The organism is Massilia puerhi, assembly GCF_009861485.1.
On the sequence record NZ_WOFW01000001.1, the window covers coordinates 240,373 to 263,512 of the forward strand.

20 protein-coding genes are annotated in these 23,140 nt (G+C 64.4%); 6 read left to right on the plus strand and 14 right to left on the minus strand.

Translation table 11 applies throughout. From position 1 onward, the window contains the following. Positions 1-25: 25 nt before the first annotated feature. From GNT67_RS01035 to GNT67_RS01045, 3 genes are all read right to left on the minus strand, one after another. The gene (locus GNT67_RS01035) at positions 26-1,816 is read right to left on the minus strand and encodes an acyl-CoA dehydrogenase C-terminal domain-containing protein (RefSeq protein WP_159627770.1); all 1,791 of its coding nucleotides are present in this window, start codon (positions 1,814-1,816) and stop codon (positions 26-28) included. Positions 1,817-1,862: 46 nt separating this feature from the next. Next, a complete protein-coding gene (locus GNT67_RS01040) occupies positions 1,863-2,480 on the minus strand; it encodes a TetR/AcrR family transcriptional regulator (RefSeq protein WP_159627772.1) in 618 nt (205 codons plus the stop codon). Between the two features lie 267 nt (positions 2,481-2,747). Next, positions 2,748-3,131: an RNA-binding S4 domain-containing protein gene (locus tag GNT67_RS01045; RefSeq protein WP_159627774.1), complete on the minus strand. Its 384-nt coding sequence runs from the start codon at positions 3,129-3,131 to the stop codon at positions 2,748-2,750. Between the two features lie 192 nt (positions 3,132-3,323). Here GNT67_RS01045 and GNT67_RS01050 point away from each other — a divergent pair, with 192 nt between their 5' ends. Next, a complete protein-coding gene (locus GNT67_RS01050; RefSeq protein WP_159627776.1) occupies positions 3,324-6,341 on the plus strand; it encodes a Calx-beta domain-containing protein in 3,018 nt (1,005 codons plus the stop codon). Between the two features lie 36 nt (positions 6,342-6,377). Here the strand turns inward: GNT67_RS01050 and clsB are convergent, their stop codons facing one another. From clsB to ubiE, 11 genes are all read right to left on the minus strand, one after another. Next, positions 6,378-7,538 (minus strand): cardiolipin synthase ClsB, encoded by a 1,161-nt coding sequence (gene clsB / locus GNT67_RS01055; protein WP_159627778.1) that lies wholly within the window; start codon positions 7,536-7,538, stop codon positions 6,378-6,380. After that, positions 7,526-8,356, minus strand: coding sequence for an endonuclease/exonuclease/phosphatase family protein (locus GNT67_RS01060; protein WP_159627780.1), 831 nt, complete (start codon positions 8,354-8,356; stop codon positions 7,526-7,528). Before GNT67_RS01060 ends, clsB begins: the two co-directional genes overlap by 13 nt. A 120-nt stretch (positions 8,357-8,476) precedes the next feature. Beyond that, entirely contained in the window at positions 8,477-8,680 is a 204-nt protein-coding gene (locus tag GNT67_RS01065; RefSeq protein ID WP_159627782.1) for a hypothetical protein, read from the minus strand. A 358-nt stretch (positions 8,681-9,038) separates the two neighbouring features. Further along, the gene (nudB, locus tag GNT67_RS01070) at positions 9,039-9,491 is read right to left on the minus strand and encodes a dihydroneopterin triphosphate diphosphatase (protein WP_159627784.1); all 453 of its coding nucleotides are present in this window, start codon (positions 9,489-9,491) and stop codon (positions 9,039-9,041) included. Positions 9,492-9,556: 65 nt separating this feature from the next. After that, on the minus strand, positions 9,557-11,359 hold the full coding sequence (aspS, locus tag GNT67_RS01075; RefSeq protein WP_159627786.1) for an aspartate--tRNA ligase: 1,803 nt from the start codon (positions 11,357-11,359) through the stop codon (positions 9,557-9,559). Positions 11,360-11,431: 72 nt separating this feature from the next. Then, the gene (locus GNT67_RS01080; RefSeq protein ID WP_159627788.1) at positions 11,432-12,055 is read right to left on the minus strand and encodes a DUF502 domain-containing protein; all 624 of its coding nucleotides are present in this window, start codon (positions 12,053-12,055) and stop codon (positions 11,432-11,434) included. 46 nt (positions 12,056-12,101) lie between these two features. Further along, the gene (locus GNT67_RS01085; RefSeq protein WP_159627790.1) at positions 12,102-12,428 is read right to left on the minus strand and encodes an FmdB family zinc ribbon protein; all 327 of its coding nucleotides are present in this window, start codon (positions 12,426-12,428) and stop codon (positions 12,102-12,104) included. A gap of 382 nt (positions 12,429-12,810) precedes the next feature. After that, positions 12,811-14,373 carry a ubiquinone biosynthesis regulatory protein kinase UbiB gene (gene ubiB / locus GNT67_RS01090; RefSeq protein ID WP_159627792.1) on the minus strand — a complete coding sequence of 521 codons (1,563 nt, stop codon included), beginning with the start codon at positions 14,371-14,373 and terminating at the stop codon, positions 12,811-12,813. Then, complete coding sequence (locus GNT67_RS01095) at positions 14,370-15,047, minus strand: ubiquinone biosynthesis accessory factor UbiJ (protein ID WP_159627794.1); 678 nt, start codon at positions 15,045-15,047, stop codon at positions 14,370-14,372. The genes ubiB and GNT67_RS01095 overlap by 4 nt, the downstream gene beginning before the upstream one ends. A 133-nt stretch (positions 15,048-15,180) precedes the next feature. Further along, positions 15,181-16,167, minus strand: a complete 987-nt coding sequence (locus GNT67_RS01100) for a Tim44 domain-containing protein (protein ID WP_159627796.1) — start codon at positions 16,165-16,167, stop codon at positions 15,181-15,183. Positions 16,168-16,190: 23 nt separating this feature from the next. Further along, complete coding sequence (gene ubiE, locus GNT67_RS01105) at positions 16,191-16,925, minus strand: bifunctional demethylmenaquinone methyltransferase/2-methoxy-6-polyprenyl-1,4-benzoquinol methylase UbiE (RefSeq protein ID WP_159627798.1); 735 nt, start codon at positions 16,923-16,925, stop codon at positions 16,191-16,193. A gap of 482 nt (positions 16,926-17,407) precedes the next feature. Between ubiE and GNT67_RS01110 the strand changes: the two genes are divergently transcribed. From GNT67_RS01110 to GNT67_RS01130, 5 genes are all read left to right on the plus strand, one after another. Continuing rightward, positions 17,408-18,745 carry a sigma-54 dependent transcriptional regulator gene (locus GNT67_RS01110; RefSeq protein ID WP_159627800.1) on the plus strand — a complete coding sequence of 446 codons (1,338 nt, stop codon included), beginning with the start codon at positions 17,408-17,410 and terminating at the stop codon, positions 18,743-18,745. Between the two features lie 376 nt (positions 18,746-19,121). Then, on the plus strand, positions 19,122-21,404 hold the full coding sequence (locus tag GNT67_RS01115; protein WP_159627802.1) for a hypothetical protein: 2,283 nt from the start codon (positions 19,122-19,124) through the stop codon (positions 21,402-21,404). Between the two features lie 93 nt (positions 21,405-21,497). Further along, a complete protein-coding gene (locus GNT67_RS01120; RefSeq protein ID WP_159627804.1) occupies positions 21,498-21,899 on the plus strand; it encodes a hypothetical protein in 402 nt (133 codons plus the stop codon). Positions 21,900-21,901: 2 nt separating this feature from the next. Beyond that, a complete protein-coding gene (locus GNT67_RS01125) occupies positions 21,902-22,576 on the plus strand; it encodes a C39 family peptidase (protein ID WP_159627806.1) in 675 nt (224 codons plus the stop codon). Positions 22,577-22,590: 14 nt separating this feature from the next. Continuing rightward, positions 22,591-23,106: a hypothetical protein gene (locus tag GNT67_RS01130; RefSeq protein WP_159627808.1), complete on the plus strand. Its 516-nt coding sequence runs from the start codon at positions 22,591-22,593 to the stop codon at positions 23,104-23,106. Positions 23,107-23,140 lie beyond the last annotated feature (34 nt).

Genomic DNA, 23,140 nt, shown 5'->3' on the forward strand with positions numbered 1-23,140 from the left:
CCTTGTTTGGTTCAGCGTGATGGTCTTAGAACAGCTCGGCGTCCAGCGCCGTCAGGTTCGCCGCGCCCGAACGCGCCTGGCGGATCAGCATCGCGGTTTCCGGATACAGGCGCGCGAAGTAGAAGCGGATGGTCGCCAGTTTCGATTCATAGAACTTGTCGCCCGAGTCGAGCTTGGACAGCGCGATCTTGGCCTGTTGCGCGAACAGGTAGCTGTACACCAGGTGGCCGGCCACGCGCAGGTAAGGCACGGCGGCCGCGCCCACTTCGTCCGGGTTCTGGAAGGCCTTCATGCCGATTTCCATGGTCAGCTTGGTGACCTTCTCGCCCAGTTCACCCAGCGGGGTCACGAACTCGGACATCTGCTCGTCCAGGCCGTTGTCTTCGACGAAGGACTTGATCTTCTCGCCGAACTTGCGCAGCTTGGCGCCGTTGTCCATCAGGATCTTGCGGCCCAACAGGTCCAGCGACTGGATGGTGTTGGTGCCTTCGTAGATCATGTTGATGCGGGCGTCGCGCACATACTGCTCCATGCCCCACTCGGCGATGTAGCCGTGGCCGCCGTAGACCTGCATCGCTTCCGAGGTCGCGATCCAGCCGTTGTCGGTGATGAAGGCCTTGATGATCGGGGTCAGGAGCGCCACTTCGTCGGCCGCTTCCTTGCGCACGTCTTCGTCGGTGTGGTTCAGTTCGCGGTCGATCTGCAGCGCGACATACGACGAGAACGCGCGCGCGCCTTCGGCGAATGCTTTCGCGGTCAGCAGCATGCGCCGCACATCCGGGTGCACGATGATCGGGTCGGCCGGTTTGTCCGGCGCCTTCGGGCCCGACAGGCTGCGCATCTGGATGCGGTCCTTGGCATAGGCCAGCGCGTTCTGGTACGCGACTTCGGTCAGGCCCAGCGACTGCATGCCCACGCCCAGGCGGGCCGCGTTCATGAACACGAACATCGCCTGCAGGCCCTTGTGCGGCTGGCCGATCAGGGTGCCACGGGCGTTATCGAGGTTCATCTGGCAGGTCGAGTTGCCGTGGATGCCCATTTTTTCTTCGATCGCGCCGCAGGCGATGCCGTTGCGCTCGCCCAGCGAACCGTCTTGCTGTGGCAGGAACTTCGGCACCAGGAACAGCGAGATGCCCTTCGAGCCTTCCGGGGCGTCCGGCAGGCGCGCCAGCACCAGGTGCACGATGTTCTCGGACATATCGTGTTCGCCGGCCGAGATGAAGATCTTCGAGCCGGTGATCAGGTAAGTGCCGTCGGCCTGCGGTTCGGCCTTCGAGCGCAACAGGCCCAGGTCGGTGCCGCAGTGCGCTTCGGTCAGGCACATGGTGCCGGTCCATTCGCCCGAGACCAGCTTGGGCAGGTACAGGCGCTTCTGGTCGTCGGTGCCGTGCTCGAGCAGGCATTCGTAGGCGCCGTGCGACAGGCCAGGGTACATCGACCAGGCCTGGTTCGACGAATTGAGCATCTCGTAGAACGAATTGTTCAGGGCGATCGGCAGGCCCTGGCCGCCGTATTCAGGGTCGCACGCCAGCGCCGCCCAGCCGCCTTCGACGTACTGTTTATAGGCTTGCTTGAAACCCTTCGGAGTGGTGACGGTTTTGTCGGCGGCGTTGAAATGGCAGCCTTCGCGGTCGCCCGAGTGGTTCAGCGGGAACAGCACCTCTTGCGTGAACTTCGCGCCTTCTTCGAGCACCTGGTTGATGATGTCGGCATCGATCTCCGCGTATTTCGGCAGATGCTTGAACTCTTCGGTGACGTTGAGGAATTCGTGCAGAACGAACTGCATATCCCGGATTGGCGCGACGTACTGACCCATGGTGATCTCCTGAACGAGGGTAAAGATATTGGACGTGGCAGGCGGCTTATGCCGCCTGATGGTCTTGCGGTAGTAGGGGATTGCGGTAATTCTCGACCAGGCGCTCGAAGGCGGCGCGTGCGCGTTCGACCGCGCCGGGATTGCGCAGGAAGCGGGCATCGTGGTGCAGGGCCAGGATCAGGCCGTGCATCTCGAATACCAGCTGGGCGGCATCGAGGTCGGCGCGCAGGTGCTGGACCTCGACCGCCTGCTCGATGCTGCGCAGCAGGGCATCCTGCCAGGCCCGCACCATCGACACCAGCTGCTCGCGGATCGGGCCTTCGCGGTCGTCGTACTCGACCGCGCCGCTGATATAGATGCAGCCGGACGCGATCTCGACCGACACCCGCTTGACCCAGCGCGTGTACATGGCGACCAGGCGCGGCAGGCCGCGCGCTTCCTTGATGCTCGGGTAGAACACCTCTTGCTCGAAACGGTGGTGGTAGAGCTTGACAACCTCGAGCTGCAGGTCTTCGCGCGAGCCGAAGTGGGCGAACACGCCCGATTTGCTCATGCTCATCCGGTCGGCCAGCAGGCCGATGGTCAAGCCCTCGAGACCGTTGCGGCTGGCGAGTTCGAGCGCGACGTCGAGAATCGCGGCCCGCGTCTGCTCACCCTTGCGCATGAATTTGGCTGAAGTACTGATAGCTTCCCCTGAATCGAAAAAAATCCGAACGCTCGTACTATTATCTATCAGCCGAGGAATGTCAAACGGGAACTTAGAGGTGGCGTTCTATTGATGCAAGACAACGATCGACCCCTGGAGAAGGCGCCGCACAGCGCTCCTGCCCGGCCACCGCGGGTGGCGGACAGAAGTTTGTTGTTTCAGCTATAAAGGTACAGCATTTTTCGTCAACCGCCTATCCCGTTGCGGTGTTTCATCGCGACGGCGTCAGTCGTCGCCGACGCGCTCCATCGCGCGCCGGTCGCGTTTGGTCGGCCGGCCCTTGATGTCCAGGCTCGGCTCGGGATACAGGCGGCGCGCCGTCTTGTCGTTCTCGCGCCGTGCGATGCTCTCGTCGGTCTCGAAGTACAGGGTGCGCGCCACCGGCGCCGGGCCGCGCGAACCGGAAATCGCGGCCACGATCACTTCCCAGCGGTCCGACCCGTTGTCGATCAGGATCTTGTCGTTCATCTTGACCGCGCGCGCCGGCTTGACCGGTTCGCCGCCGATGCGTACCCGGCCGCGGTCCACCGCGTCCTGGGCCAGCGAACGGGTCTTGAAAAAGCGCGCCGCCCACAGCCATTTGTCGATTCTTACGTTGTCGCTATCCATTGAGCTTCCAGTTCGTGATACGGGACCTGCCCGCGCCTGACCCATGTTTGGCTATCGAAGCGATTATTCAAGAGGAATGACAGTCGCCCATCGATGCAGAAATAGTTAAAAATTTCCGCCCGGCTGCGTTCAGGTAGCGTGGCGCGACATGCGCTGCCCCTCCTTAACCCCTGAACGGAAAAACAAGCAGCCATGGCCACCTACATCAGCACCAGGAACGTCGTCGTCGGCGAAAAAGACGGCTACGTCGATTTCGTGATCACCCTCAGCGCCGCGTCGCAAGACCAGGTCAGCGTCCGCTACGCCACCAGCTACCTGTCGGCCGTCTCCGGCGCATCGAACGACTACATCCATACCGATGGCAACCTGGTCTTCGCGCCCGGCACCACCACCCAGACGGTGCGTGTCGCGCTGGTCGACGACCTGGTCAGCGAAAGGCTGGAAAGCTTCGAACTCATGCTGTCGAACGCGGTCAATGCGGTGATCGCCACGCCGTCCGCCACGGCCACCATCGTCGACAACGACAGCGTCGCCAGCAGCGCCAATCCGGCCCACCTGTCGGTGCGCGACGTCGTGGTCGACGCCGGCGCCGGCAGCGCCACCTTCGCCGTGGTGCTGGACAAGGCCGTGGGCAGTGGCTTTAGCGTTGCCTACGGCACGCTCGACGGCAATGCCCGGGCCGGCAGCGCCTATGTCGGCGCCAGCGGCACCCTGGCGTTCGGCGCGGGCGAGACCGTCAAGCAGGTGACGGTCGCGCTGCCGCAGGGCGCCGCGGCGGCGCCGGATGGGGTCTTCAGCCTGGCGCTGGGCGCGCTCTCCGGCGCGGGCGGCAGCCAGGTCGTGGTCGCCGACGGCATCGGCCAGGCGCTGATCGGCGCCCATGGCCAGACGCCCAAGGCCTTGCCGACGATCAGCGTGAACAATCCGCACGTCGGCGAAGGCGACGGGTATGTCGATTTCGTGATCAGCCTCGACGCGCCGTCGGAGCGCGAAGTGAGCCTGGAATTGAGGACCGATTACGAGACCGCGTTCTCGGGCACGTCGCTCGATTACGTGCATACCGGTGGCAAGCTGGTATTTGCCCCCGGCACCACGACCCAGACGGTGCGCGTGGCGCTGTCGAACGACCTCACCGCCGAATCGCTCGAAACCTTCGCGCTGCAGCTGTCGAGCGTGAGCAATGCCGTCTTCGCCAATGGCCGGGGCATCGCCACGATCGTGGACAACGATACCATCGCCGACAGCGCCCGTCCGGCCAACCTGTCGGTGCGCGACGTCGTGGTCGACGCCAGCGCCGGCAGCGCCACTTTCGCCGTCGTGCTCGACAAGGCGCTGGGGCGCAGCTTCAGCGTCGACTACGCCACCCTCGACGGCAATGCCCGTGCCGGCAGCGACTACCTGGCCGCCAGCGGCGCCCTCACCTTCGGCGCCGGCGAAACCGTCAAGAACGTGACGGTCATGCTGCCCCGCGACGGCACGGCCGAGCCGGACGAACTGTTCAGCCTGGTGCTCGGCGCGCTGTCCGGCCCCGCCGGCAACGGGGTCAGGATTGCCGACGGCATCGGCCAGGCGACCATCGGTGCACATGGCCAGACGGTCAAGGCGATGCCCACGATGACCATCAACAACCCGACCGTGGGCGAAAGCGCGGGCTATGTCGACTTCGTGGTCAGCCTCGACGCGCCGTCCGAGCGCCAGGTGAGCGTGTACTATGCGACCGATTTCCTCACCGCGTTTTCGGGCAACTCGCACGACTATATCCATACCGGCGGCACGCTGGTATTCGCCCCTGGCGTGACGACCCAGACGGTGCGCGTGTCGCTCCCCGACGACCTGGCGACCGAAGCGCTGCAATCCTTCGGGCTGGTGCTGACCGGCGCCAGCAATGCCGTCGTCGCCAACCCCTACGGCATGGCCACCATCGTCGACAACGACAGCATCGCCGACCGCGCCAACCCGGCCGGCCTGTCGGTGCACGACGTGGTGGTCGACGCCAGCGCCGGCACCGCCACCTTCGCGGTCGTGCTCGACAAGGCGGTCGGGTCCAGCTTCAGCGTTGCCTACGGCACCGCCAATGGCAGCGCCCAGGCCGGCAGCGACTATCTGGCCGCCGCCGGGACGCTGACCTTCGGTCCTGGTGAAACCGCCAAGAACGTGACGGTCGTGCTGCCGCGCGACGGCGCCGCCGAAGCGGCTGAAACCTTCAGCCTGGTGCTCGGCGCGGTGACGGGCAATGGCGCCGATGCGGTGGCGATCGCCCGCAGCAGCGGTCACGCGACGATCGGCGCGCATGGTCCGGCCGCCGGCGGCCAGCCGGTGATCAGTGTCGGCGACATCATCGTTGGCGAGAAGGACGGCTACGCGCAGTTCGTGGTGACCCTGGATGCGGCGTCGACCGCGCAAGTCTCGGTGGGCTACGCAACCGACCAGGGCACCGCGGTTTCCGGCACATCGGGCGACTACAGCCACGTTGGCGGTACGCTGGTGTTCGCGCCCGGTGTCACGACCCAGACGGTGCGCGTCGCCATCGTCAGCGACAGCCTCGGCGAAGCGAGCGAAAGCTTCTCGCTCAGGCTGATGGCAGCGACCAATGCGACCATCGGCAAGACCACGGCCAGCGCGACCATCGTCGACGGCAGCTCCTACCATCATGTCAAGGGCGGCGCCGGCATCGATACCGTGCACTACGCCGGCAACCGCGACGCCTACACGATCGATCGCGGCGCCGATGGCTTCACGATCAGCCACAAGAATGGCGCCGGCGGCACCGACCTGCTCACCGGCATCGAACGCATCGACTTTGGCGACCTGAACGTGGCGCTGGACATCGACGGCATCGGCGGCCAGGCCTACCGCATCTACCAGGCGGCGTTCAACCGCACCCCGGACTCGGGCGGCCTGGGGTTCTGGATCAATGTCATGGACCAAGGCCTGTCGCTGGCCGAGGTCGCCGCCGGTTTCATGCAGACGCCCGAGTTCATCGCGGCCTATGGCGCCAACCCCAGCAACCATGACCTGGTCTCGCAGATCTACCTGAACGTGCTGCATCGCCCGGCCGAACCGGGCGGCCTGGCATACTGGACGGGTGCGCTCGACCGCGGCGTGGTGACGGCCGCGCAGGCACTGAGCATGATCAGCGAGAGCCCCGAGAACCAGGCCGCGCTGGCCCCGGTGATCGGCGAAGGATTTACCTATACCCCCTACGGCTAAGGGATGATGGCCGCGCGCCGGTGCGCGCGGCCTGTTTCAGGTGTAGCCGAAGGTGACCACCCGCATCACCAGCTTGTACGCCATATAGGCCACGCCATAGGTCACGCGTTGCAGCCAGCCGGTATGCGCGAACTCCTGCGGACACACCTCCTTGCCGTCGGCGATGCCGCGCTCGATGTGCTCGCGCATGGTGGCGGCGAACACCGGATCGTCCACCACGACATTGGCTTCCTGGTTCAGGAACAGCGACAGGCCGTCGCAGTTGCTGGAACCGACCGTGGCCCAGTCGTCGTCGACCACCGCCACCTTGGCGTGCAACTGGGTCTTGCGGTATTCGACCACCCGCACGCCATCGGCCAGCAGCTTGGGATAGAAGGAATGCGCGACCGCGTCCTGGATCCTGAACTCCCCTACCCCGATCAGCAAGGTCACCTTCACGCCGCGCCGCGCGGCGTGCGCCAGCGCCTTGCGGAACTTGCGGCCCGGCGCAAAATAGGGCGTGGCCAGCAGCACGCTGTGGCGCGCGTGGCCCAGCGCATGCAGATACGCTTTCTGGATCGTGCTGCGGTTGCGCAGGTTGTCGCGCACCACGAAGGCCGCCCGGGCCGGGCTTGCGCATGAGGGAACAGGCTGCTTGCGCATCTCCCGGAACAGCTGCAGGCGCTTGCGCAGCCGCAGGCGGCCCGACCTGGCCCACTGGACTTGCGCCTCGTGGTGGATCTGGGCCACCAGCGGGCCGCGCACGCGCACCGTGAAATCCCAGCGCGGGGCCGGCAGGCGGTGGCCGTCGGCGTGGTCGCACAGCCAGTCGTCGTTGATATTGATGCCGCCCACAAAGGCGACGGTGCGGTCGATCACGGCGATCTTGCGGTGCGAGCGGGCGATGCCGCGCCGGCACCAGGGATTGAAGACGCGGTACTGGGCCCCGGCATCAAGCAGGATCGGCCCCAGCCGGCCGCAGCAGCGCTGGCCGGTGCCGAACCAGTCGACCAGTACCCGCACCTTCACGCCGCGCCGCGCCGCGCGCGCCAAGGCGTCGCGCACGGCGGCGCCGGTCTCGTCCTCGGCAAAGATATAGGTTTCGAACAGCACCTCGTGCTGGGCGGCATCGAGCGCTTCGATCAGCGCCGGAAAGTAAGCAATGCCGCTCTGCAGGAGCGTGATGTCGTTGTTGTCGACAAAGGTCAGACTGCGCATGGCCCTTGTGTGAGCTCGAGCTCGGCCACGATGGGCGCGTGATCGGACAGCTTGGCCCACAGTGGACCGTGCAGCACCTGGGCCTGGTTGACCTTGAAGCCGCGCACGTAGATGCGGTCGAGCCTGAACCACGGCAGCATGGCCGGGAAGGTGCGCGCCGGCGCCAGGCGCGGCTGGCGGCCGGCCCAGCTGCGCACCATATCGCCCATCGGCGAACGCTTGCCCAGCTTGTCGAACACTTCTTCCACGCCCAGGGCGGTGCGCAGCTTGTCGCTGAGCGTATTGCGCCAGTCGTTGAAGTCGCCCGCGATGATCACCGGTTCGCCGTTCGGCGCGGACGCGTTGACGGCCTCGATCAGGGACGCCGTCTGGCGCCCGCGGCTGCCTTCGAACAGGCCCAGGTGGACCACATAGCAGTGCACCTGGCATTCGGGCGCACCGAGGATGCAGTGCAGGATGCCGCGCTGCTCATACGCATGGTCGGATACGTCGTGGTTGTGCGAGTTCTCGATCGGCCAGCAGCTGAGCAAGGCGTTGCCATGGTGGCCGTGGTCGTAGACCGCGTTCATGCCGTAGGCCGTGTGGTGGGCATCGGGCGCGAAATAGTCGTACTGGGCGGTTTCGGGCCAGTGGCGATGGCCACGGTCTTGACTGCCGTAGCGGGCCTGGAAGCGGTCGTGCCGCCCCTGCACTTCTTGCAGGAAGACGACATTGGCGTCGAATTCGGCAATGGCTTTCTTGAGCGCGATCACGCGTGGCGTGCTGCGCAGCGACGAGACGCCCTTATGAATATTGTAGGTGGCAACACGAATTTTCATAAGAACATTCTACCCGGATCGGACCGCCGCTCTCGTGAAACGGGCCCAATCGTGCGCCTCTGTCTGGCGCGGAGCGCGGCGGCCAGCTTGATGCCGTCGCGCTCTGAATGAATAGTGGATTCAGGCGATGGCAAGCGAGGTGTCGTACACCGCTTCGTGGCCCGACACGATCATGCGGCGCGGGCGACGTTCTTGCGTCTGCTGCTGGCGCGGCGCCAGCGGACCGGACAGGCGCAGCCCGTCGAAGAGGTCGATATAGATGCAGTCGTCCCCTAGGGTGATTGCCTTCACTTTCTTGTCGCTATTCAGTTCGAGGTTATCCATTTTATCTCCCAGAATCATCCACTTAAAAGTTGCACATCAAAAATTCACCATGGGTGAACCGTTGACCTTAATCCACACATTTACAGCTGTCAAACGTTGCAAATCTCGTGCAAATGCCATATCGCAAAATTTCCTCTTGTTATGAAAATGACATGTCAACTGTATTCAAATGTATTTTCATAGGAGAAAACGGATTTGAGCGTACGCATAAGCGCGACTGCGCACAGACGCATCGAAAAAAAAGTACCTACGTACTTTTGTTAAAAAACGTCATTTTATTGCGCAAGGATATGATCATCAACGATGATTTTGCGCAAAAGAACTGCTTTCGGGAAATTTTATTTTCCCAAACCAATGTTTATGGGAAATGGCGCGGCAGTTGCAGGATCGCTTCCGCGTTCGAGGACGAGAAGCAGAGGTCGGCCGCTTCCAGCAACGGGAGCCAGGCATGGCGCAGGTGTTCGCGCGGGCTGAGCAGGATAGGGATGTCGCGCGGCACGCAGACCGAAAACACGTGTTCGGTATTGTGGGTCACGCCGGGGGCGTAGCGATGCCGCCAGACAGGGTAGATCTCGTAGAGATTGGCGAGCTGCCAGTCGCGCAGGCGGATACGCTCGCCGTCGGCCACGATGCCGGTCTCTTCGAACAGTTCGCGCGCGGCGGTATCGGCCCAGGGCTCGTCGACGCTGTCGAGCGAGCCGGTGACCGATTGCCAGAACCCCGGACGATCGGCGCGTTCGAGCACCAGCACTTCCATGGCGGAAGTGTGGATCACGACCAGCACCGATTCGGGGATCTTGTAAGGGCTCATGCAAGAGCATGGCGGATGGGCCATCCACGCGTCGGATGAACGCGTGGACGGCCCAGCCGTCCACCCTACGCGACCTTTGGCTCGTTACGCAGGCGGATGTGCAGCTCTTTCAACTGCTTCTCGTCGACCTCCGACGGTGCATTGGTCAACAGGCACTGCGCACGCTGGGTTTTCGGGAAGGCGATCACATCGCGGATCGACTCGGAGCCGGTCATCAGGGTGATCAGGCGATCCAGGCCGAAGGCCAGGCCACCGTGCGGCGGCGCGCCGTACTGCAGCGCATCGAGCAGGAAGCCGAACTTGAGCTGCGCTTCCTCGGCATCGATCTTCAGCGCGCGGAACACCTTGCTCTGCACTTCCTCGCGGTGGATACGGATCGAGCCACCACCCAGTTCCCAGCCGTTCAAGACCATGTCGTAGGCCTTGGCGATGCAGGCGCCCGGATTGGTCTCGAGCATGTCTTCGTGACCGTCCTTCGGTGCGGTGAACGGGTGGTGGGTCGCGGTCCAGCGATCGCCGTCTTCGTCGTATTCGAACATCGGGAAATCGATCACCCACAGCGGCGACCAGACGTCGTCGAACAGGCCGGCCTTCTTGCCGAATTCCGAGTGGCCGATCTTGACGCGCAGCGCGCCGATGGCGTCGTTGACGACTTTCGCTTTATCCGCACCGAAGAAGATCAGGTCGCCGTCTTGCGCGCCCGTCAGCTCCAGGATCTGGGTGAGAACTTCGTCGGACAGGTTCTTGACGATCGGCGACTGCAGGCCGTCACGGCCCTTGGCCTTCTCGTTGACCTTGATGTAGGCCAGGCCCTTGGCGCCGTAGATCGCGACGAACTGGGTGTATGCGTCGATTTCCGAACGCGGCATCGAACCGCCCTGCGGCACGCGCATGCCGACCACGCGGCCATTGGGCAGGTTGGCGGCGCTGTTGAACACCTTGAACTCGACCGACTTCATCAGCTCGGTCAGTTCGGTGAACTGCAGCTTGACGCGCATGTCCGGCTTGTCCGAGCCGTAGGTGCCCATCGCGGTGGCGAAATCCATCACCGGGAACGGGTTCGGCAATTCGATGCCGGTGGTGTTGCGGAACACGACGCGCATCATCTCTTCGAACAGGTCGCGGATCTCCTGTTCGGTCAGGAACGAGGTTTCGCAGTCGATCTGGGTGAATTCTGGCTGGCGGTCGGCGCGCAGGTCTTCGTCGCGGAAGCACTTGGTGATCTGGTAGTAGCGGTCGAAGTTGGCCACCATCAGCAGCTGCTTGAACAGCTGCGGCGACTGCGGCAGCGCGAAGAAGTTGCCGGCATTGACGCGCGACGGCACCAGGTAGTCGCGCGCGCCTTCCGGGGTCGACTTGGTCAGCATCGGGGTCTCGATGTCGATGAAGCCCAGGTTGTCCAGGTACTTGCGCACTTCCATCGACACCTTGTAGCGCAATTTGAGGTTGTGCTGCATCTGGCCGCGGCGCAGGTCGAGCACGCGGTGCGTCAGGCGGGTGGTTTCCGACAGGTTGTCGTCGTCCAGCTGGAACGGCACCGGCACCGAAGCGTTGAGCACTTCGACGTCGCTGGCGTTGATCTCGATCTTGCCCGACTTCAGGTTGTTGTTGACCGTGCCTTCCAGGCGGTTGGTCACGGTGCCGACGATGCGCAGGCAGTACTCGTTGCGCACGCCTTCGGCGGCCTTGAAGACGGCGGCATTGTCCGGATGGCACACCACCTGCACCAGGCCTTCGCGGTCGCGCAGGTCGATGAAGATCACGCCGCCGTGGTCACGGCGGCGGTGCACCCAGCCGCACAGGCTGACGGTTTGGCCCAGCAGTTCCTCGGTCACGAGGCCGCAGTAGTTGGTACGCATGGTGGACATAGTTTTCGTTCCAGGTTGGTTGATTTGCTCGCGCCGCCTTCCAGGGCGGCTGCCATTGTCTGTGATTCGGTATTACTTGATCGCCACGGGCGCTACGCTGACCGGCGCTTCCGCCGGCGCGACCACGCCCATCGAGACGATGTACTTCAATGCCGCATCGACCGTCATGTCCAGCTCTTTCACCCGGCTGCGTTCCATCATCAGGAAAAAGCCCGAGGTCGGGTTCGGGGTGGTCGGCACGTACACGCTCACGAAGTCGCCGCCCAGGTGGCCCGCCACTTCGCCGCCCGGCGCGCCGGTCAGGAAGGCGATGGTGTATGAATCCGCATGCGGATACGGCACCAGCACCGCCTGGCGAAACGCATTGCCCGAGGGCGAAAACAGCGTGTCCGACACCTGCTTGACGCTGCCGTACAGCGAACTGACCACCGGCACCCGCTTGAGCAGGCGTTCGCCCAGGCGCACGATGTACTTGCCGACCAGGTTATTGGTCAACAGGCCGGTCAGGAACACGATGGCCAGGGTCAGCACCGCGCCGAAGCCCGGCACGTCCATGCCGAACATGGAGCGCGGCTGCCAGGCGTCGGGCACGAACAGCAGCGACTGGTCGAGCGTGCTGATGATCAGGTTCAGGACCCAGGCCGTGATCACCAGGGGCACCAGGACCAGCAGTCCGGTGATGAAATATTTGCGCATCGGATTGGCCTTGTTCTTGTTGGCGCGCGGCGCGGGCCGCGCCGGATCAGCTGCTCTTGTCGCCACTGCCGCCCGATACTGTCGGCGTGGCCGGCGTGGCCGGGGCCGCGCTGGCCTCGCTCGCAGCGGCCGGCGCGGGCGCGGCCGCGCCGCCGTTGCCATTGGTGGCGGTTCCGGTCGCGGGCGGCGTGCCGCCACGGAAATCGGTCACATACCAGCCGCTACCCTTGAGCTGGAAGCCGGCGGCAGTCACCTGTTTCTTGAAGGACGGCTTGGCGCAGGATGGGCAAACGGTCAGGACCGGATCCGATATCTTTTGCAGTACATCTTTGGTAAAACCGCATTCTTCGCAGCGGTAGGCGTAAATCGGCATGCTCGGTGCTCCGCAAAAATCGTCAAAACCCTGAATTATAAAGCTTTTACAGGGGGATTTGCCGTTTGCGGCCTACCTCGGCTGGCACGGACCCGGCGCGTGGCCAGGTGCGCACGGTTCGATGTTGTTTTTCACCATCGTCAACAGGTGTTTCGTTTGCTCAAGCATGCGCCAGATGTTTTAATACGGCTTCTTCACCGAATGTTGGCGATGGGAAATCCCAGTCGCTCCCCGTAAAGAAGAAACAGAAGACTGTGCGGTGTTGACATCAGCGCGGTCCATAAAAGAACACTAGCTTGCCAAGCCCGCGATTGCGGGCTTTTTCTTTTTCAAATCGCCATACGTGCCGGTACCGGCGTCGGCGTCGGGTAGACGCGTCCAATCACAGCCAATACAGCGCCACCAGCCCCACCCCGAACCCCGTCGCCATGCAGGTCAGGAAGGCCAGCATGCGATTGGTGCGGCGCTGCTCGATCAGCACCATCGCCAGCATGTCGCTATTGCCGATATGCGAGTGCGCCACATGGCCGTTCGCTTCGCGCTCCAGCACCTGGTGCACCAGGCGCGGCAGTTGCGGGAAGATCTGGGCATAGCGCGGGGCCTCGGCGCGCAGGCGATCGACCAGGCCTTTCCAGCCGATCTGCTCGGTCATCCAGCGCTCGAGATACGGCTTGGCGGTCTTCCACAGGTCGAGGTCGGGATCGAGCTGGCGCCCCAGGCCTTCGATATTGAGCAGGGTCTTTTGCAGCAGCACGAGTTGCGGCTGCACCTCGACATTGAAGCGGCGCGAGGTCTGGAACAGGCGCAGCAGCACCTGGCCGAACGAAATATCTTTCAGTGGCCGGTCGAAGATCGGTTCGCAGCAGGCGCGCACCGCCGCCTCGAGCTCGTCCACGCGGGTATTCGCGGGCGCCCAGCCCGACTCGATATGGGCCTCGGCCACGCGCTTGTAGTCGCGCCGGAAGAAGGCCAGGAAGTTCTGCGACAGGTAATCCTTGTCGAAGTCGTTCAGGGTGCCGACGATGCCGAAGTCGAGCGCGATATAGCGGCCCAGGGTTTCCGGCGCGGTCGACACCAGGATATTGCCTGGGTGCATGTCAGCATGGAAGAAGCCGTCACGGAAAACCTGGGTAAAGAAAATCTCCACGCCATCGCTCGAGAGCTTCTTGAGGTCGACCCCGGCCGCGGCCAGGCGGTCGATCTGCGAGATCGGGATGCCATACATCCGTTCCATCACGATCACGCTGCTCGAGCAGTAGTCCCAGTACATCTCGGGCACCATCAGCAGGTCGGACCCGGCGAAGTTGCGGCGCAGCTGGCTGGCATTGGCCGCCTCGCGCATCAGGTCGAGCTCGTCGTGCAGGTATTTGTCGAATTCGGCCACCACTTCGCGCGGCTTCAGGCGCCGCGCTTCGCTCCACACGCGCTCGATCAGGTTGGCCGCCAGGCGCATCAGGGCCATGTCTTCGTCGATCAGCTTCTTCATGCCGGGACGCAGCACCTTGACCGCGACTTCCTTGCCATCCTTGAGCTGGGCGAAGTGGACCTGGGCGATCGAGGCCGAGGCCACCGGTTCACGGTCGAAGCGGGCGAACAGCTGGTCGGGATGGGCGCCCAGCGAGCGCGTGATCTGGGCCACCGCCAGGTCGGAACCGAATGGCGGCACCCGGTCCTGCAGCAGCGCCAGCTCGTCGGCGATGTCGGGCGGCACCAGGTCGCGCCGGGTCGACAGCACCTGGCCGAACTTGACGAAGATCGGGCCCAGCTCTTCGAGCGCCTGGCGCAGGCGGATCGCGCGCGGCGAGGTGATCGTGCGCCAGAAGAAGAAGGTGTTCATCAGGCGCGCGGTGCGCGGTGCATTGATGCTGGTGACGGCGATCTCGTCCAGGCCATACCTGGTGAAAACGGTGAGGATGCGCAGCAGGCGCAGGAATTTCAATATCATCGACGATCCGGGTGGTGTTCTGCGCTGGGGAGAATGATGGTGGGGCTGGCGGCGGCGTGCCGGGCCAGCGTTTGTTCGAGCCGCGCGATGCGCTTGGCGGTACGCTCGACGTCGTCGCGCAGGCGCACCACGTCGCCGGCGAACGCGTCGCGCTGGGCCGGCCGCACCAGGACCGGCCGTTCTTCGGCCAGGAATTCGGCCAGGTTCTCGGCCAGGCGCCGCCCCGCTTCGGTGGCGCCGTGGGCCGTGCTGCGGGCGCCCTCGGCCAGGCGGCGCGCCGCCAGCGGCCCCACCACCCGTTCGAGGTCGTGCTCGGCATCCCAGCGCAGGCCATTGGCCAGTTGCGAGATCACATTGGCGAACTCGGCATCGCCTTCGATTTTGACGTACGACAGCGCGCGCGTGCGGTCCTGGGCGATCAGCGGCAGGTCGGCCGGCTTGATGCGGATCGTCACGTGGGCGGCGCTGTCGGCCTGGCTCGATTCGAGCAGGCCGTCGCGCGCGACCAGCACGCGCAGCTGGGCCAGCCCGGCGTCGATGCACGCTTGTTTGCCGGCATGGCGCGCCAGCGCGCTGCGCGCCCAGGGCTCCTGGGCCAGCAGGTGGTTGATCGCGGCGACCGCCGGCAAGGACAGGGACCGCTGGGGCGACAAGGTCGTAAAACTCGGAAACATGACAGGATTTGACCCTTAAAAAACAAAACCGCCCGGGTTGATGCGGGCGGTTTTGATCTTACCAGTTCACCGGGTGCAAACCCGGTGACACGGAATGTTTATCGAAAAATAATTCCGCCAATGGTGAACGGCATCAGTTGGTTTGCTGGATACCGGCCAGCACCCAGCCGCCCGCGCCCGACAGCGGCTTGGACATGTTCCAGACTTCGACGAACGGCTCTGGCAAGGCGTCCTTGGCGCTGCGGATCATGGCGTTGAACTGCACGCTGGCCAGGTAGTCGGTGGCGGTCTGCTCGATGCCCAGCAACTGGGCGTCGATATTGACCACGTCGGTGAAGTCGGCGACGTTGCCGCGTTCCTGGATCTGCATCTTGAGCTCGGCGAACACCTCGGGCGAGGTGAACTCGCGCAGGTCGTTGGTGTCGCCGCGGTCCCAGGCCGCCTGCATGCGGATGAAGGACGACTTCGCATGGCGCAGGAAGCTCTCGCTGTCGAAGTCGGCCGGCACGCCCCATTGCTGGTGCGCCGGCACGGCGGCAGCGCCGCCGAAGGCTGCGGGTGCAGCCTTATCGAGGCCGACGTTGCCCTGGAAGGCGGCGGGCTGATGACGCAGGCCCGAGCCGATCTCTGGCGTGGCGCCAGCGCCGGCGGCCTGCGGCTTGAAGCCCGAACCCGCGCCGAAGGTGGCCGCCGATGGATTGGCCGGCGTGTCCTTGCGGCGGAACATGCGCACGATGAAGAAGATCACGCCGCCGATCAGCGCGATCATGAGGATCGCCGAGATCGCGCTGGCCAATGCGCCGCCAATGCCCAGGTGCGACAGCAGCATGCCCAGGCCCAGGCCGAGCAGCGCGCCACCGAGGATATTGCGCATCATGCTCGGTTTCTTGGCGGCGGCCGCGGCGCCGGCCGCGCCCGCACCGGCGGCTGCGGGAGCCGCCGAATTCGGGCCCTGGCGCTGCATGCTCTGGGCGGGGGCCGGCGCCGGCTGCTGCATCTTCTGCACCGATTGCGACTGGCGTCCCACCGACCGCTTGCCGCCCATTGGTCGGGCGAAGGCGTCCGCCACCATCGAAAACGCGGTGACTGCCAACATCGTCGTGACCAGGAATTTTTTCATTGTCTCCGTCCCTATCGTTGAAACTACAGTTTGATACCGGTGTGCAATGCGGCCACACCCGCCGTCAGGTTGAAATACTGGACCCGCTCCAGTCCCGCCTCTTCCATCATCCCCTTGAGGGTGTCCTGGTCGGGATGCATGCGGATCGATTCGGCCAGGTAGCGATAGCTTTCGGCATCGCCGGCGATTCTTTGCCCCAGCCACGGTAGCACCGAGAACGAATACACGTCGTACGGTTTCTGCAGCGGCGCGATCACTTTCGAGAATTCCAGCACCAGCAGCTTGCCGCCCGGCTTGAGCACCCGGCGCATCTCGGCCAGGGCCTGGTCCTTGTGGGTCATATTGCGCAGCCCGAAGGCGACACTGACCCGGTCGAAGTAATTGTCGGGGAACGGCAGTTTTTCGGCGTCACACAACATGGTTGGGGTGACAATCCCTTTATTCAAGAGGCGATCGCGGCCGACGCGCAGCATCGACTCGTTGATGTCGGTGAGCCAGACTTCGCCGCTCTTGCCCGCCTGCCTGGCAAAGGCCTTGGCCAGGTCGCCGGTGCCGCCGGCGATGTCGAGCACCTTGAAGCCGGGCCGCACGCCTGCCTGGGCGATCGTGAAGATCTTCCAGGCGCGATGCAGGCCGGCCGACATCAGGTCGTTCATGACGTCGTACTTGGCGGCGACCGAGTGGAAAACCTTGGCGACTTCCTGGACCTTCTGGTCCTCGGCGACGGTCTTGTAGCCGAAGTGGGTAGTGTTAGTCATATGTACAGGCAGGTTGGGGGTTGCCCCAATTATACAAGCACGCTGCCGGCGCACCGCCGCACTGGCGCCGGGCGGCTCGCGCCCTCGCCGTCGGTCCGATTTTTGTTGTGGAGAATTGAATCCAAATCGCTGTTGGATGCGAACAACGCATGGAGCGCTAACAGCATGCTCAGCAGTGAGCCGGGATGCAGGATGCCCTTCCCGCATAAGGATGTGCCCGGTAAGATTGGTAACAAGGAATTAACGAATTTGTATTAACATAAATGTTAAAGAACAAATTTTTAATTCAACAATGCACGTCTCATTGGCTTTCTAATAATGTTTGTGCGACATGCATGGCGTGTTTCAGGTTTAATTGAGCCTTGCTTCCATGCCGCCCGTTCCCAGTCGGAACGCCGGTCGGCATCCTAGATGAGTCATGCCTTGGCGCACCGGGACTCACACAACGAAGCAGGCAATGGCTTGCGAAAACGAGGACAACGGTGTCTGTAAAACGTCTTTTATGCATTTCGAGCGAAGGCAGTGCGCAAGCGCGCGCCTGCTGCGGGGAGCTGCCCGGATGGGATGTATGCGTGGTCGACAGCATGACCGCGGCGCGCAAGGTCCTGGCCCAGCAGCATTACGGGGTCGGCTTGCTGCTCGACCGCGGCGACGGCAGCGGCGACGACGGGATCGAGCGCTTCCTGAACCAGCACCACGAAACCCGCTGGGTCGGCGTATTCGATGCACAACGCCTCGACCAGCCGGCCCTGCGCGAACTGATCGCCGCCCACCTGTTCGACTTCCACACCCGTCCGGTCGACGCGCTGCGCCTGCAGCACTCGCTGGGCCACGCCCACGGCATGGCCACGCTGGCCAAGAACAAGGCCCAGCAGCGCCGCATCGGATCGCAGTCCAGTCACATCGACGGCGTCTCGGACGCGATCGTGCGCCTGCGCGCGCACATCGACAAGATCGCCGCGGTCGACGCCCCGGTGCTGGTGTGTGGCGAAAGCGGCAGCGGCAAGGAGCTCGCGGCCCAGGAAGTCCATCGCCGTTCGCAGCGCGCCAGCGGCCCTTTTATTGCCATCAATTGCGCGGCGGTGGCGCCAGCGCTGATCCACTCCGAACTGTTCGGCCATGAGCGCGGCGCCTTTACCGGCGCCACCCGCGACAAGCAGGGCCTGCTCGAGGCAGCCTCGGGCGGCAGTATCTTCCTCGACGAAATCGGCGACCTGCCACTCGACCTGCAGGCCAGCCTGCTGCGCTTCCTGCAAGAGCGCGTGATCTACCGTGTCGGCGGCACCCGTACCATTGCCGTCGACGCACGCGTGATCACCGCCACCCACGTCAACTTGCCGCAGGCGGTTGCCGAGGGCCGCTTCCGCGAAGACCTGTACTACCGGCTCAGCGTGTTTCCGATCCGGGTGCCCGCCCTGCGCGAGCGCAAGGAAGACTTGCCCCTGCTGACCGATCTCATCTTTAACAGGTATGCGGAGGAACGCAGTCCGCAACTGAAGGGGATCAGCCGTGAAGCGCTGCAGGCCATGGCGCGCTATGACTGGCCAGGCAATGTCCGCGAACTGATCAACCGCATGCGGCGCGCCATGGTGCTGGCCGAGCACCGCCTGATCACGCCGGCCGACCTCGACCTGCCCACGGCCGGTCCCATCTGCCCGGTCAAGGAAGGCCTCGGCAGCTCGCGCCTGAGCGCCGAGAAAGTCGCCATCGGCGAAAGCCTGGCGCGCAGCGGCAATAACATCAGCCAGGCCGCGCGCGAACTCGGTGTATCGCGCATGACACTGTATCGCCTGATGGCCAAGCACTCGATTTCCCCGTAAGTCTCCTTCTTTTTCTTCCGTCGGCCTGTTCCTACGGCCATCTCCTTGATTCGACAGGTTTTTCCCCTTCACGTGCTTGCGGCAAGGCAGCACGCATGGCGGGGCTTGTCACGCTATGCACACGGCATGGCGCTTGCAATTTGATACAGTTTCATGATCTTTTTTGCAACTCTGTAACATCATTGAGACATATTGTGCTTTCGCTATTGTTCACCTTCATTGTCCTCCCTCGTCCTACACGAACTCATCAAAATAGTCCTACATAATCAACGACTTAAAAATCGGGTTTGCGCTGGCACGAGATCTGCTAAGAGGAAGATGGACCGGGCGTCATGGGACCCCGGGAATTCAACTCAGTGACATTAGGGGAGCAACAATGAAGCGCACTATCCTGGCAACCGCGATCGCCCTGGCATTCAGCATGGCTCACGCACAAGAAAATTCCGTCAACGACGTTCGCGGCGGCAACACCCAGACTTCCGCAATCAATACGAATACCGATAACAGCACTGTCACTGACTCCCGGAACAACGGCAACACCAACAGCAGCATGAACGATAGCAATAACACTGCTACCAGCACCAACACCAACAACAGCACCAACGACAGCAACAACACGGCAACCAACACCAACACCAACACGGCGACCAACACCGCGACCAACACCAACAGCAGCACCAACGACAGCAACAACACGGCAACCAACACCACGACCAACACCAACAACAGCCAGGCCAACAACAACAGCCAGCAGAACAACAGCAGCACGAACGACAGCAACAACACCGCAACCAACACCAACACCACGACCAACACCAACAACAGCCAGGCTAACAACAACAGCCAGCAGAACAACAACAGCACCAACACGACCAACAACAACAACCAGGTCGACCGCTCGGACAACCGCACGGCGACCAACACGAACACCAACACGGACACCCGTACCAACACGAGCACGGATACCCGTACCAATACCATCACGATCGACAGCAACGACACCAGCACCACCAGCAACACCACCACCAACGACAGCAGCCGCGACAGCTCGGGCCAGAACAACAGCTCGGGTGATGCACGTGCCGCAGCCGCTGGCGCAGCAGCGGCCAACAACGGTGGCGATGCCAGCTCGTCGGTTGCCAACTCGTTCAACACCTCGTCGGCCAACGCCACCAGCTCGCTGACCGGCACCGTGTCGGGTAACACCATCAGCAACATCGGCAACACCGCCCAGAACACCGGCGGCGCCAACGGCGCAGCCGGCACCGGCTCGTCTGGCGGCGCAGGCAACGGCGGCTCGACCTCGGCCACCGGCGCAGCTGGCGGCGCGGCTTCGGGCGCGACTGGCGCGGCTGGCGGCGCAGGCGGCTACGCTGCTGCCGGCACCGCATCGACCGGCGCGTCGACCGTCGGTAACGCAGCCGGCGGCGCCGGCGGCGCATCGGGCGCGGCCGATTCGGCTGGCGGCTCGGGCGCAGCGGGCGCGGCTGGCGGCTACGCTGCCGGCGGCAACGGCGCGGCAGGCGGCGCAGGCACCGGCGGTGCTGGCGCATCGGGCGGCGCAGCCAACGGCGGCAATGGCGCGGCAGGCGGCGGCGCAACCGGCGGCGCCGGTGGCGCGACCGGTTCGCTGGCTGGCGGCAACGGCGGCGCGAACGGCGCCATCAGCACCGGTGCTGGCGGCACGGGCGGCGCGGGCGAATCGAACGGCGGCGCAGGCGCAGCAGGTGGCCTGGGCGGCGCAGGCGGCACCGGCGGCGCATCGTCGGGCTCGACCCTGACCGCATCGAACGGCGCCAGCGGCGGCGGTGCATCGATCGGCGACGCTACCGCCTCGACCGGCGCAGGCGGCACCCCAGGTTCGGACCCAGCAGGTTCGGGCGGCGCCAGCGGCGCTGCCGGCAACACCGGCGGCACTTCGACCGCAGGCAGCCCAACCAGCGGCGCCAGCTCCGGCACCGCGGGTGACTCGATGGCCGGCGCCGGCGGCGCCGGCGCAGCCGGCGGCGCAGGCGGTTCGGGCGCGGCTGGCACCAATACCTCGGGCGCTGGCGCAGCTGGCGGCGCAGCCACCGGCGGCACCTCGGGTGCTGGCGCGGCTCTGGCCGCCAACGGCGGCGCAGGCGCCACCGGCACGGCAGGCGCTGGCGGTTCGGGCGCGGCTGGCACGGCTGGCACCGGCGGTAACGGTGCCGAAGGCACCGGCGGCGCAGGCGGCGCGGGCCAGGGTGGCACGGCTGGCACCGGCGGCGCGGGCGGCGCGGGCGCTGAAGCGACCGCATCGACCGGCACCGGCGGCGCCGGCGGCGCATCGACCGGCGGCTCGGCCACCGGCGGTTCGGCGACTTCGGGCGACGCAACCTCGGGCGCTGGCGGCGCAGGCGGCGCGGGCGGTACCAGCACCGGCGGTGCTGGCGGCTCGACCGGCGAAATGGTGGCGGGCGCAGGCACCGGCGGCTTCGGCGGCGCTGGCACCGGCGGCAACGGCGGCACCAACAACGTGTCGGCTGGTAACTTCGACATGTCGAACTCGATGAGCAACATCGCCCAATCGGCAGCTGGTATCTCGATCATCAGCCAGAACAACGGCTTCTCCTCGCTGATCCAGCAAAGCGTCAACGTTCAGTCGAACATGAACGTCGGCGGCTCCGGCCAATAAGCGGCAAACCAGCGGTGCGGGACGGCTCATGCGCCATCCCGCACCGCACCGCCACGCGGCTTGCCCGCGTGGCGGTTTTTCGAGCGAGGCATCATGAAACGGATTACCCGGATTAGCTCTCTCCTGCTGGCAGCCTGCATGGCGCTGCCGATGGCGGCCCAGGCGGCGGAACCTGCGCCATTGCCGGTCAATATCGCCTTCCTGTCGAAAGTGAATGTGGCGCCAGGCGGCGCCGACGACCTGGCCAAGGGCTGGGGCAAGACCACCGGCGCCGAAGAACTGGGTGGACTGCGTGGCGGCGCCGACATCGTCACCACCGAAGCGACACTCGGCGGCACGGTTGGCTACAACACGGCCAACAACGTCACCACCGGTTTCAACGTCATCGACAACGGCTCGTTCGCCAATTCCTCGGGCTTGCCGGTCGTGATCCAGAACTCCGGCGCGAACGTCCTGATCCAGAACGCGACCGTCATCAACCTGCAACTGCAATAAGTATGAAACGAGGCATCTTCCTTGCCGCGCTGTGCGGCATCCTGCTGGCGCCGGCCCCGGCGCCAGCGCTCGAACTGGCGGTGGTCGGTCGCGTCAACGTGCCGGTCACCAGCCTCAAGGACATCAAGTTCCAGCGTACCGTACGCCAGCAATACGACTACAGTTGCGGCGCCGCCGCCGTGTCGACCCTGCTGTCGCACCACTACGCCACCCCGGTGCCGGAACAGGACGTGTTCCAGCAGATGTACGAAAAGGGTGACAAGACCAAGATTCACAAGGAAGGCTTTTCGCTGCTCGACATGCAGCGCTTCCTGGCTTCGCGCGGTTTTCGCGCCGACGGTTTCAAGCTGCCGATCGAAAAACTGATCGAAGAAAAATTGCCGGCCATCGTGCTGATCACCGACCGCGGCTTCAACCATTTCGTGGTCGTGAAAGGCGCTGAAGACGGCCGCATCCTGATCGGCGACCCGTCCACCGGCAACCGGGTGGTGAGCATGGAGCGGTTCCAGGAAATCTGGCGCAGCAAGATCCTGTTCGTGATCCATAGCCACAAAGAAGGCATCGCCTTCAACAATCCGGCCGACTGGCGTGGCGCCCCGCGCGCGCCGCTCGGCACCGGCATGCACCAGGACCAGCTCAGTGCCTCGCTGCCGAAATTCGGCCCTGGCGACTTTTGACTAAAGGATGTGATATGCGCTGGCCAACCTTCAACTTACAACGGTCCGCCCTGCTGCTGGCGGTGTGCGCCGCATGCGGTGCGATGCCCGCGGTGCAGGCGGCCGGCCCGTCGGCCTTCGGCGCAGCGGTCGGCCCCGAGGTACTCGACGATCTGCGCGGCGGCTTCGAGATCGCCGGCGGCCTGTCGCTATCGCTCGGCATCGAGCGCGTGGTCTCGGTCAACGGCGAAATCCTGGCGCGCACCAATATCGCCATCCCCGACCTGGCCGCGATGACCGGCGACCAGGCCCGCCTGGCCCAGAACGCCCTCGGCGCGGCCCAGCTGATCCAGATCGGCGGCAATAACTATGCCGCAGCCGACCTGAACCTGCCCAATGGCGCGACCCTGGTGCAGAACACACTCAATGGGCAAGACATCCGCACCGCCACGACCATCACATCGACCGTGAATAGCATGTCCTTACTAAAAGACATGAATTTCCAGAGCACGATACGGGATGCAGTGGTGCGTTCCCCAGGAACACTGTAGCATTGCAATATAGTTAACATTACTGGAGATCTGG

Coding starts and splice junctions, on each gene's coding strand:
- GNT67_RS01095 (WP_159627794.1), bottom strand. CDS start 15,047: ATGTTTCCGAGTTTTACGACCTTGTCGCCCCAGCGGTCCCTGTCCTTG.
- GNT67_RS01085 (WP_159627790.1), bottom strand. CDS start 12,428: ATGCCGATTTACGCCTACCGCTGCGAAGAATGCGGTTTTACCAAAGAT.
- GNT67_RS01060 (WP_159627780.1), bottom strand. CDS start 8,356: ATGAAAATTCGTGTTGCCACCTACAATATTCATAAGGGCGTCTCGTCG.
- GNT67_RS01035 (WP_159627770.1), bottom strand. CDS start 1,816: ATGGGTCAGTACGTCGCGCCAATCCGGGATATGCAGTTCGTTCTGCAC.
- GNT67_RS01050 (WP_159627776.1), top strand. CDS start 3,324: ATGGCCACCTACATCAGCACCAGGAACGTCGTCGTCGGCGAAAAAGAC.
- aspS (WP_159627786.1), bottom strand. CDS start 11,359: ATGTCCACCATGCGTACCAACTACTGCGGCCTCGTGACCGAGGAACTG.
- GNT67_RS01120 (WP_159627804.1), top strand. CDS start 21,498: ATGAAACGGATTACCCGGATTAGCTCTCTCCTGCTGGCAGCCTGCATG.
- GNT67_RS01115 (WP_159627802.1), top strand. CDS start 19,122: ATGAAGCGCACTATCCTGGCAACCGCGATCGCCCTGGCATTCAGCATG.
- GNT67_RS01065 (WP_159627782.1), bottom strand. CDS start 8,680: ATGGATAACCTCGAACTGAATAGCGACAAGAAAGTGAAGGCAATCACC.
- nudB (WP_159627784.1), bottom strand. CDS start 9,491: ATGAGCCCTTACAAGATCCCCGAATCGGTGCTGGTCGTGATCCACACT.
- GNT67_RS01100 (WP_159627796.1), bottom strand. CDS start 16,167: ATGAAAAAATTCCTGGTCACGACGATGTTGGCAGTCACCGCGTTTTCG.
- ubiB (WP_159627792.1), bottom strand. CDS start 14,373: ATGATATTGAAATTCCTGCGCCTGCTGCGCATCCTCACCGTTTTCACC.
- ubiE (WP_159627798.1), bottom strand. CDS start 16,925: ATGACTAACACTACCCACTTCGGCTACAAGACCGTCGCCGAGGACCAG.
- GNT67_RS01045 (WP_159627774.1), bottom strand. CDS start 3,131: ATGGATAGCGACAACGTAAGAATCGACAAATGGCTGTGGGCGGCGCGC.
- clsB (WP_159627778.1), bottom strand. CDS start 7,538: ATGCGCAGTCTGACCTTTGTCGACAACAACGACATCACGCTCCTGCAG.
- GNT67_RS01130 (WP_159627808.1), top strand. CDS start 22,591: ATGCGCTGGCCAACCTTCAACTTACAACGGTCCGCCCTGCTGCTGGCG.
- GNT67_RS01040 (WP_159627772.1), bottom strand. CDS start 2,480: ATGCGCAAGGGTGAGCAGACGCGGGCCGCGATTCTCGACGTCGCGCTC.
- GNT67_RS01080 (WP_159627788.1), bottom strand. CDS start 12,055: ATGCGCAAATATTTCATCACCGGACTGCTGGTCCTGGTGCCCCTGGTG.
- GNT67_RS01125 (WP_159627806.1), top strand. CDS start 21,902: ATGAAACGAGGCATCTTCCTTGCCGCGCTGTGCGGCATCCTGCTGGCG.